7 protein-coding genes and 1 pseudogene are annotated in these 9413 nt (G+C 58.1%); 3 read left to right on the top strand and 5 right to left on the bottom strand.

The genetic code is table 11. The features are described from left to right. The 4 genes and pseudogenes from D8U69_RS05455 to D8U69_RS05440 form a co-directional block, all read right to left on the bottom strand. Window positions 1-167, bottom strand: a pseudogene (locus D8U69_RS05455) (branched-chain amino acid ABC transporter permease LivH); the annotation flags it as partial. A gap of 240 nt (window positions 168-407) precedes the next feature. After that, window positions 408-1541 carry an ABC transporter substrate-binding protein gene (locus D8U69_RS05450; protein WP_130906858.1) on the bottom strand — a complete coding sequence of 378 codons (1134 nt, stop codon included), beginning with the start codon at window positions 1539-1541 and terminating at the stop codon, window positions 408-410. 362 nt (window positions 1542-1903) lie between these two features. Further along, window positions 1904-3187: an FAD-binding oxidoreductase gene (locus tag D8U69_RS05445; protein WP_130906857.1), complete on the bottom strand. Its 1284-nt coding sequence runs from the start codon at window positions 3185-3187 to the stop codon at window positions 1904-1906. 158 nt (window positions 3188-3345) lie between these two features. Further along, window positions 3346-4836, bottom strand: a complete 1491-nt coding sequence (locus D8U69_RS05440; protein WP_056852395.1) for an aldehyde dehydrogenase family protein — start codon at window positions 4834-4836, stop codon at window positions 3346-3348. A gap of 176 nt (window positions 4837-5012) precedes the next feature. On the opposite strand from D8U69_RS05440, the gene D8U69_RS05435 reads away from it, so the two are divergent. Continuing rightward, window positions 5013-5915, top strand: coding sequence for a LysR family transcriptional regulator (locus tag D8U69_RS05435; RefSeq protein WP_130906856.1), 903 nt, complete (start codon window positions 5013-5015; stop codon window positions 5913-5915). 44 nt (window positions 5916-5959) lie between these two features. Here D8U69_RS05435 and D8U69_RS05430 read toward each other — a convergent pair whose 3' ends face one another. Then, complete coding sequence (locus tag D8U69_RS05430; protein ID WP_130906855.1) at window positions 5960-7057, bottom strand: RHS repeat-associated core domain-containing protein; 1098 nt, start codon at window positions 7055-7057, stop codon at window positions 5960-5962. A 236-nt stretch (window positions 7058-7293) separates the two neighbouring features. On the opposite strand from D8U69_RS05430, the gene pncB reads away from it, so the two are divergent. Further along, window positions 7294-8517: a nicotinate phosphoribosyltransferase gene (gene pncB / locus D8U69_RS05425; RefSeq protein ID WP_130903980.1), complete on the top strand. Its 1224-nt coding sequence runs from the start codon at window positions 7294-7296 to the stop codon at window positions 8515-8517. Window positions 8518-8521: 4 nt separating this feature from the next. Next, window positions 8522-9349 carry an ammonia-dependent NAD(+) synthetase gene (gene nadE / locus D8U69_RS05420; RefSeq protein ID WP_130906854.1) on the top strand — a complete coding sequence of 276 codons (828 nt, stop codon included), beginning with the start codon at window positions 8522-8524 and terminating at the stop codon, window positions 9347-9349. The last annotated feature ends 64 nt before the right edge of the window (window positions 9350-9413 follow it).

The raw sequence follows: 9413 nt of genomic DNA, 5'->3' as shown, positions 1-9413 counted from the left end.
GCCAGACTGATTGCCGCGAGGTAAGCGGAAATCATGTAAACCTCGCCGTGGGCGAAGTTGATCATGCCGATGATGCCATAGACCATTGTGTAGCCGATGGCGATCAGGCCATAGACCGACCCGAGGGTCAGGCCGTTGACCAGTTGCTGCAGGAAAATACCATCCATAACGCAATCTCACGCAATGAGAACCTGCACATGTGGCTGTGCGGTTCCTCTAAGGAAAATACAGATATACGTCGGAGCAATGTCATTCACGATCAGGCAGACCACCACGGTCCCTGTGGAAGCTGGCTTGCCAGCGATGGCGGTTGAACATTCGACAAAAATGTCTCTTGCAAGTCCGCCCATCGCGGGCAAGCCCGCTCCCACAAGGGATCTGTGGGGTTCAGGTGATCGAATCAGCCCTTACTTCTGTTTTTCCAGTTGGTGATATTTGCCGTCCTTGTCCCACTGGTAAACAACGTAGTCGGAGACTTTCAGGTCGCCCTTGCTGTCCCAGGTCTTCTCGCCCATGACGGTCTTGACCGGGTTCTTCTTCAGCCACTCAGCGGCTTTTTCGCCACTGTTGGACTTGGCGCCGTTGAAGGCTGCAGCCAGGGTTTGCACCGAAGCGTAGGCGTACAGGGTGTAGCCTTCAGGCTCGGTACCGGCCTTGCGGAAGGCGTCTACCACGGTCTTGCTGTCTGGCAGCAGGCGAGGGTCGGCACCGAAGGTCATCAGCACGCCGTCAACGAATTGCGGACCGCCAGCGGTGGTCACCAGTTCGTCGGTCACGATACCGTCGTCAGACATGAACTTGACGTCTTTGAGGCCTTGTTCACGCAGTTGACGAACCAGAGGGCCGGCTTCCGGGTGCAGACCACCGAAGTAGACAACGTCAGCGCCAGCGCCACGGATCTTGGTCACGATGGTGCTGAAGTCTTTCTCGCCACGGGTCAGGCCTTCGTACAGCACAGGCGTTACGCCGCGCTTGACCAGTTGAGCCTTGGTGGCGTCAGCCAGGCCTTGGCCGTAGGTGTCCTTGTCGTGCAGCACGACGACTTTCTTGCCCTTGAGCACGTCGACGATGTAATCGCCGGCCACGATGCCCTGCTGGTCGTCACGACCGCACATACGGAACATGGCGCTCAGGCCGCGTTCGGTAACCTGTGGGTTGGTGGAGCCTGGAGTAATGGCGATGATGCCCGCTTCGTCGTAGATCTCGGAGGCCGGGATGGTCGACGAGGAGCAGAAGTGACCGACGACGCCGGCCACTTTCTGGTTGGTCAGGTCTTTGGCGACCGTCACAGCCTGTTTCGGTTCGCAGGCGTCATCGCCCTTGACCAGTACGATTTTTTCCCCGTTAACCCCGCCCGCCGCGTTGACCGCATCGGCCGCCGCCTGTGCACCCTTCATGTACTGTTCGCCAAATGCCGCGTTGGCACCGGTCATTGGTCCCGCTACGCCGATCTTGATGTCAGCCTGAGCAAACGCAGAAACACCCAGCGCAGTTGCCACTGCGAGGGCCAGAAAGCCTTTCTTGTAAAACGTCTGGGACATGAGGTGATGCTCCTTGGTTTTTTTAATTGGCACTACAACTTCACTGAATGCTCAGAGCAAGGGCCGTGCCATCGGTTTTTTATTCTGAAAAAAGTCGCTGCCTTATTGTTTTTTCGACTGTTTCGAGCCCATTTTCATTGGGCGTGCAACCGTCTAAACCGCGGAAGGTAAAACCATTTTTTATTTGAGGCGCAACCCGCCTGCGCCATCATTGCAACCGCGGCTTTAAACGACGTGCAACCAGCCTGTAACAACGTGCGTCACCGAAGTGCACACTGCTGGTGCGGGACTGCTACAACCCGCACCACTACAGGCTAGCTGCAGATCGAAAAAGCGCCGCTTTGCCCTGCAAAAATCCACATTCAGATCACGATCCGCAGGCACTGGCCCGCGTGATACAGCGAAAACCCCGCCTCGTACAGGCAACTGCGCAACCCCACCCCGGCCAATGGCTGCATGGGCGCGAAGGGAATCGGCAGCGCTTGAGGATTTCCGTTACACAGGTAATCGGCAAATGCTTTGCCCACCACCGTTCCGGTAGTCACGCCACGACCGTTGTAACCGGTGACTGCCACTAAACCGGGCGCCGGTTCGAACAGGCGCATCAGATGATCGGGAGTAAAAGCGATGCATCCGGTCCAGGTACATTCCCATTCGACCGGTTTGAGGTAAGGAAAATAATGCTGCTGCACCCGGTCGGCCCAGGCTTTGAGAAACCAGGTCGGCTTCTGATTGCCATTGCCCAGACTGCCCAGCAGCAGGCGACCGTCCTTGTCACGACGAATGCTGCTGAGCACTTGCCGGGTGTCCCAGGAACCCTGGCCACCGGGCAAGATTTGCTGAGCGGCGTCTTCGGTCAGCGGCACCGAAGCCACCTGATAGTAGTAACCGGGGAAAAAGTTACGCCGCAACTCAGTCCAGTCGCCTTCGGTATAGGCATTGGAGGCGATCACCACTTGCTCGGCCAGCACCGAACCCTGTGCAGTCTGCACCGACCAGCGCTGCCCCTGACGTTCGAGTCGGCTGACGGGTGAATGATCGAACAACTGACCGCCCAGACTGATGGCCGCCTTGGCCAGCCCCGTGGTATAGGCCATCGGGTTAAGCGTGCCGGCACGCCGATCGAGCAGCGCAGCGGCAATTTTTTTGGTGCCGGTGGCTTGTTCGCACGCTTGACCGGTGAGCAATTCCACCGGTGCACCGCGACGTTTCCATTGTTCTTCACGACTGCGCAAGTCGGCTTCGCCACGGGCGTTGTGCGCCATGTGCAGCGTGCCTTCGCGGCGCAACTGGCAATCGATGTTGTATTTATCCACAAGGCTGAACACCAGGGACGGGGCCGCACCGAGCATGCGGTTGAGCTGGCTGCCGACCTCAGTGCCAAACCCGGCTTCAATCTCGTCCGGGGGAATCCACATGCCCGCATTGACCAGCCCGACGTTGCGCCCCGAGCCGCCATGCCCGGCGCGATGGGCTTCCAGCACGCAAACGGTCTTGCCCTGTTCCAGCAGATGCACCGCCGCCGACAAACCGGTAAACCCGGCGCCGATGACGCAGACATCGACCTTCACTTCCCCCTTGAGCGCCGCGTTGTCGGGCCTTTGCGGCGTCAGTTTTTCCCACAGACACTCTTCGCGTAACGGCATTGCCAGACTCCAACAGAAACCTAACTAACACACCATTTACCTGTGGGAGCGGGCTTGCCCGCGATAGCGTCAGCACCTTCAACATCCAGGTGACTGACCGATTGCCATCGCGGGCAAGCCCGCTCCCACAGTGATCTTCATGGGTTCAAAAGTTGTATTTAATCGAACGTGATGCCCTGGGCCAACGGCAACTCCAGCGAGTAGTTCACGGTGTTGGTTTGACGACGCATGTAGCCGCGCCATGCATCGGAGCCCGACTCACGGCCGCCGCCGGTTTCTTTCTCGCCACCGAACGCGCCGCCGATTTCCGCACCGCTCGGGCCGATGTTGACGTTGGCAATGCCGCAGTCACTGCCTACCGCCGACATGAACTGCTCGGCTTCACGCACATCGGTGGTGAAGATGCACGAGGACAGGCCTTGCGGCACGGCGTTGTTCAGACGCAGGGCTTCGTTGAAGTCGCTGTAACCGACCACGTACAGAATCGGCGCGAAGGTTTCGTGGCAGACCACGTCACTCTGTTCCGGCATTTCGACGATGGCTGGCGATACGTAGTAGGCATTCGGGAACTTGTCTTGCAGTTGACGCTTGCCGCCGAACACCTTGCCGCCTTCGCTCAAGGCCTGCTCAAGCGCGTCCTGCATGTTCTCGAAGCTTTGCTTGTCGATCAGCGGGCCGATCAGGTTGCCTTCCAGCGGATGGCCGATGCGCACTTTGGAGTAAGCGGCTTTCAGGCGAGTGACGATTTCTTCTTTGACTGACTCATGGGCAATCAGGCGACGCAAGGTGGTGCAACGCTGGCCGGCGGTGCCGACGGCGCTGAACAGAATCGCACGAACGGCCATGTCCAGGTCGGCGCTTGGGCCCAGGATCATCGCGTTGTTGCCACCCAACTCGAGAATACTGCGAGCGAAGCGTGCGGCGATTTTCGGCGCCACTTCGCGACCCATGCGGGTGCTGCCGGTGGCGCTGACCAGCGCGACACGCGGGTCGTCGACCAGGGCTTCGCCGGCGTCACGACCGCCGATGATGACCTGGCTCAGGTGCGGCGGTGCGTCGCTGAAGTTCTTCAGCACGCGATCGAACAGCGCCTGGCAGGCCAGTGCAGTCAGCGGGGTTTTCTCCGACGGTTTCCAGATCACCGGGTTACCGCAGACCAGCGCCAGCGTGGCGTTCCAGGCCCAGACCGCGACCGGGAAGTTGAACGCACTGATCACGCCAACCACGCCCAGCGGATGCCAGGTTTCGCGCATGTGGTGGCCAGGACGCTCGGAAGCGATGGTCAAGCCGTACAACTGACGGGACAGACCGACGGCGAAATCGCAGATGTCGATCATCTCCTGAACCTCGCCCAGACCTTCCTGGGTGATCTTGCCCGCTTCCCACGACACCAGCTCGCCGAGATCGGCCTTGTACTCACGCAGGATGTCGCCCAGTTGACGCACCAGCTCGCCACGGCGCGGCGCCGGCACCTTGCGCCACAGCTCGAACGCATGATCTGCGCGACTGATGTGCTGCTCGACTTCAGCGGCGCCTTCCCAGTTCACGGCGGCGATGCGACTGCCGTCGATGGGCGAATGCACAGGCACTTTGCCGTTCTGGTACAGGGCCGGGTTTACACCAAGACGATCAAGCAATGCGGCAACCATGGGTCACTCCTCAAGCAAAAAACGGAACGGGTGCAGTCGCAGCAACACGACTGATCAGACCTGTAGTTTTAGCGCCACGCAGGTTACTCAACAAACGACCATTAAGAGAGATATCATTCCGTTTATTCATGCTGTGCATTGCTGGCAATAAAGAAACAAGAACAAAAGGACCGCCCATGCTGAACAAACGCTATTTGCCATCGATCGCTGCCCTGCAGTGTTTCGAAGCCGTGACCCGGCATTTGAGCTTTACCCGGGCTGCCGAAGAATTGAACCTGACCCAGAGCGCCGTCAGCAAGCAGGTGGCACAACTGGAAGAGCTATTGCAGCACCTGTTGTTTCGCCGGGTGCGTCGGCGTCTGCAAATGACCCCGGCGGGCGATCTGTATCTGGTGGAAGTACGGAAAATCCTCACGCAGGTCGAGATGTCGACGCATTACTTGCGTTCCTACGGCGGCGAAACCGAAGTCCTGCGCGTCTCGACACCGTCGACCTTCGGCGCGCGCTGGCTGGTCCCACGCCTCAAAGGCTGGCGGCTGCGTCATCCGTCGATCCATCTGGACCTGTGCAACGAACAGGAAGCCGACGACTTGCTGCAGGGTCGCAGCGATCTGGCGTTCTACTTCGGCCAGGGGTCACGCCCCGGTACCGAATGCCTGAAGCTGTTCAGCGAAGAGTTGGTGCCTGTGTGTGCTCCCGGCAGCCTGCCGGAGGTACCGTTTACCGACCCGACGCAACTCACCGACCTGGTCCTGCTGCAAAACGCCTCCAGGCCTCAGGCGTGGCATGACTGGTTCGACAGTCAGGGCTACCACACCGAACACAGCTACCACGGCCCGCGCTTCGAAACCTTTTATATGTGCATCCGCGCCGCTCAAGTCGGCTGTGGCGTCGCATTGCTGCCGCGCTTTCTGGTGGAAGAGGAACTGGCAGACGGCAAGCTGGTCATTCCATGGCAGCATGCAATGCCCAGCACCGACGCCTATTACCTGGCGTATCCGGAACACTCGGCGGAAGTGCCCAAGGTTCGGGATTTCGTGAAGTGGATGCTCGAGCAGGTTGATAGCCCCGACGTGTAACAAGCTGCCACCTGACGCCTCACTAAATTGGCCCCGTCCTGGGGCTAAAGCCCCTGCCTTATACGTTCTCGCTGGTTAAAAGACTCTTCATACTTCATTCTTTTCCTTATCAATTTCTCTTCATACCTTAGTGCTTCAAGTTGTGGATTGTTTCCATGAAACTGCATCCTGGAAACGCCTAATAAGTGCTTATCCTGAAGCACCTCACTCGGAAAATGACCGGGCATCTCACCAAGCGCCGTCCTGCGCAGCATCTGCAAATCTCTAACGGACAGATGACCTGTATCACGATCAGGCCAAAGCGGTGGCTGCTGAATACCTCTTGCCGTTTTTTGCATTTCCTTTGAGGCGAGAGAAAAATTGACCAGATCATCGCCAGCAAGAAAACCAGCAACGGTCTGAAGGGGCTTGCCCTTTAACGGGGTCAAATCCCCCAGCGGCTCTATAAATTTTTGGGCGATTGACTGGGTTACTGTTGATGCTCTGGAAAAATTCCAAAGATCGCGGCCAGATAAATTTCCAGCGATTGTATCCAGCACATGTGGCGTTCCGGTAAACAACCGGAGACTTCCTAAGGGGCTGGCCGTCCTCTCTCTAAACATCATCCACAACTTAAGTACGCTGTGCCCTGTCGGATCTCGTCGATTAATCGGGTCACCCAAACAGTACCCATACGTATTCAACCCACCTTCACCGAACGGACTCCAGCTGTCCGGGGAGTTGAACCGCATCAGCACTGGATTGAAAGCCCGATAGCCGTTGCCTAATAAATAACGCCCTGTCACCGGGTCCCAAGGTTCTCCGTTAAAACCCAACACGCTAAACACGGCACTGGAAGAAGGACGGTAGCCATAGGCTGTATAGCCAACGGGACTGGAGTTAATCGTATGCAATACGCTGCGTTGTTGATCTGTGGCGAGCAATGCAGTCTCTATCTCCGCACCTTGCCGTCGCTGCTGCGCCAACTGTTGATCCTCATTCTGGAAAATCGAACGCTGTACCTGACCTTGAATTTGCGTAGCTAGATGATGTCTCTGGAAAAAACACTGGATGGGCGACTGATGAAAAGGTCCACTCTCAACCAGGCGATCCAGTGCGTCATAACGGTAGCGGCAGAGAACAACTTCGTGTTTGGCCTGCATGGGCGAGTACCTCGAAGAATCCACTGATTCAATGTTTCACTATGGGACCCTCCATCGAAGCCGCCAACTATCAGAACTGATAGTGTCGAGCCATCCAGCTGCCAGAAAGAAAAATGCCATCGCTCACCCCTGACTGGCATTATGTTCGCTCCTCAATCAGTGGATGTTGAACACTCGACATTCTTCTTGAGTTTCATGTGGCCACATTCGTGGTCTGTACAGACTGGAGCCCTCCCATGAGCGAGAGCGTGTTTGCCGATCGCATCGTGCAGAACCTGCTCGACACCGACTTCTACAAACTGACGATGATGCAGGCGGTGCTGCACAACTACCCGAACGTCGAAGTCGAATGGGAGTTTCGTTGCCGTAACAGCGAGGATCTACGCCCGTATCTGGCGGAGATTCGTTACCAGATCGAGCGTTTGTCGGAATTGAGCCTGAGCGCCGATCAGCTGAGCTTCCTGGAGCGCATCAGCTTCCTGAAGCCAGACTTCCTGCGCTTTCTCGGGCTGTTTCGGTTCAACCTGCGCTACATCCACACCGGCATCGAAAATGGCGAACTGTTCATCCGCCTGCGCGGCCCGTGGCTGCATGTGATTTTGTTCGAAGTACCTTTGCTGGCGATCGTCAGCGAAGTACGCAATCGCTACCGATACCGTGAAATCGTTCTCGAACAGGCACGCGAGCAGCTGTATCGCAAGTTCGACTGGCTGACGGCCAACGCCGACAGCGACGAACTGTCGGAGCTGCAGGTCGCCGATTTCGGCACGCGTCGACGCTTCTCGTACCGCGTGCAGGAAGAAGTGGTGAATGTACTCAAGCACGACTTTCCCGGCCGTTTCGTCGGCACCAGCAACGTGCACCTGTCGCGGGAACTGGACATGAAACCGCTGGGTACCATGGCCCACGAATGGATCATGGCTCACCAGCAACTCGGCCCACGGCTGATCGACAGCCAGATTGCCGCCCTTGATTGCTGGGTCCGCGAATACAGGGGCCTGTTGGGCATCGCGCTGACCGACTGCATCACCATGGATGCCTTCCTCGGCGATTTCGATCTGTTCTTCGCCAAACTGTTCGACGGGTTGCGCCACGATTCGGGCGACCCGGTGCTGTGGGCAGAAAAGGCCATCGCCCACTATCACAAGCTCGGCATCGACCCCATGAGCAAGACGCTGACCTTCTCCGACAGTCTGACACTGCCCAAGTCCCTGGAGATATTCCGGGCGCTGCGTGGTCGGATCAATGTGAGCTTCGGCATCGGCACCAACCTGACCTGTGACATTCCGGGTGTCGAACCGATGAGCATCGTGCTTAAAATGACCGCCTGCAACGGCCAGCCGGTGGCGAAAATCTCCGACGAGCCAGGCAAGACTCACTGTAAAGACCCGAATTTCGTCGCTTATTTGCGACACGTTTTCCAGGTTCCTGCCTTATCCAGTCTATCTAGCAAGGAGTGAATTCATGCAAGCCGTACAGCGTGAGATTGCTGAGCAGCTCAAGGTTCAACCGCCGTTCGCCGATGACGCCGCCCTCGAGGCAGAAGTCGCCCGACGGATCACCTTCATTCAGGATTGCCTGATCAATTCCGGGCTCAAGACGCTGGTGCTGGGCATCAGTGGCGGGGTCGACTCCCTGACCGCGGGCCTGCTGGCCCAGCGCGCCATGCGTGAACTGCGCCAGCGCACCGGTGACGGCAACTACAAGTTCATCGCCGTGCGCCTGCCATACGAAACCCAGTTCGATGAACACGACGCCCAGGCGTCGGTGGACTTCATCAAGCCGGACGAGCGCCATACCGTGAATATCGGCCCGGCGGTCAAATCCCTGGCCAATGAAGTGGCGGCCTTTGAAGGCAAGCACGCAGTCTCGGTGGATTTCGTGCTGGGCAACACCAAGGCGCGGATGCGCATGGTCGCTCAGTACACCATCGCCGGTGCGGCCCACGGCCTGGTGATCGGCACCGACCACGCAGCGGAAGCTGTGATGGGCTTCTTCACCAAGTTCGGCGATGGCGCTTGCGACCTCGCACCGCTGAGCGGGTTGGTGAAAAACCAGGTCCGGGCGATTGCCCGCAGCTTCGGCGCCCCGGAGTCACTGGTGGAAAAAGTCCCGACCGCCGACCTCGAAGACCTGTCACCGGGCAAACCGGACGAAGCCTCCCACGGCGTGACCTATGCCGAGATCGATGCCTTCCTGCATGGCAACCCGGTGCGCGAAGAAGCGTTCAAGATCATCGTCGACACCTACAACAAGACGCACCACAAGCGGGTGATGCCGTTTGCGCCTTGATGGGTGATTGAATGAAAAAGCCCGCTGAAGTGTTGAGCTTCAGCGGGCTTTTTTGCGCTGATCG

Source organism: Pseudomonas sp. Sample_16 (genome assembly GCF_004307665.1).
Taxonomy (GTDB): domain Bacteria; phylum Pseudomonadota; class Gammaproteobacteria; order Pseudomonadales; family Pseudomonadaceae; genus Aquipseudomonas.
The sequence above is the reverse complement of the archived record's forward strand: the minus strand, read 5'-3'. Positions and strand labels throughout refer to the sequence as shown.

Excerpts from the sequence above, each read along its gene's own strand:
- D8U69_RS05450 (WP_130906858.1), bottom strand. The coding sequence starts at position 1,541 with ATGTCCCAGACGTTTTACAAGAAAGGCTTTCTGGCCCTCGCAGTGGCA.
- D8U69_RS05435 (WP_130906856.1), top strand. The coding sequence starts at position 5,013 with ATGCTGAACAAACGCTATTTGCCATCGATCGCTGCCCTGCAGTGTTTC.
- D8U69_RS05430 (WP_130906855.1), bottom strand. The coding sequence starts at position 7,057 with ATGCAGGCCAAACACGAAGTTGTTCTCTGCCGCTACCGTTATGACGCA.
- D8U69_RS05440 (WP_056852395.1), bottom strand. The coding sequence starts at position 4,836 with ATGGTTGCCGCATTGCTTGATCGTCTTGGTGTAAACCCGGCCCTGTAC.
- D8U69_RS05445 (WP_130906857.1), bottom strand. The coding sequence starts at position 3,187 with ATGCCGTTACGCGAAGAGTGTCTGTGGGAAAAACTGACGCCGCAAAGG.
- pncB (WP_130903980.1), top strand. The coding sequence starts at position 7,294 with ATGAGCGAGAGCGTGTTTGCCGATCGCATCGTGCAGAACCTGCTCGAC.
- nadE (WP_130906854.1), top strand. The coding sequence starts at position 8,522 with ATGCAAGCCGTACAGCGTGAGATTGCTGAGCAGCTCAAGGTTCAACCG.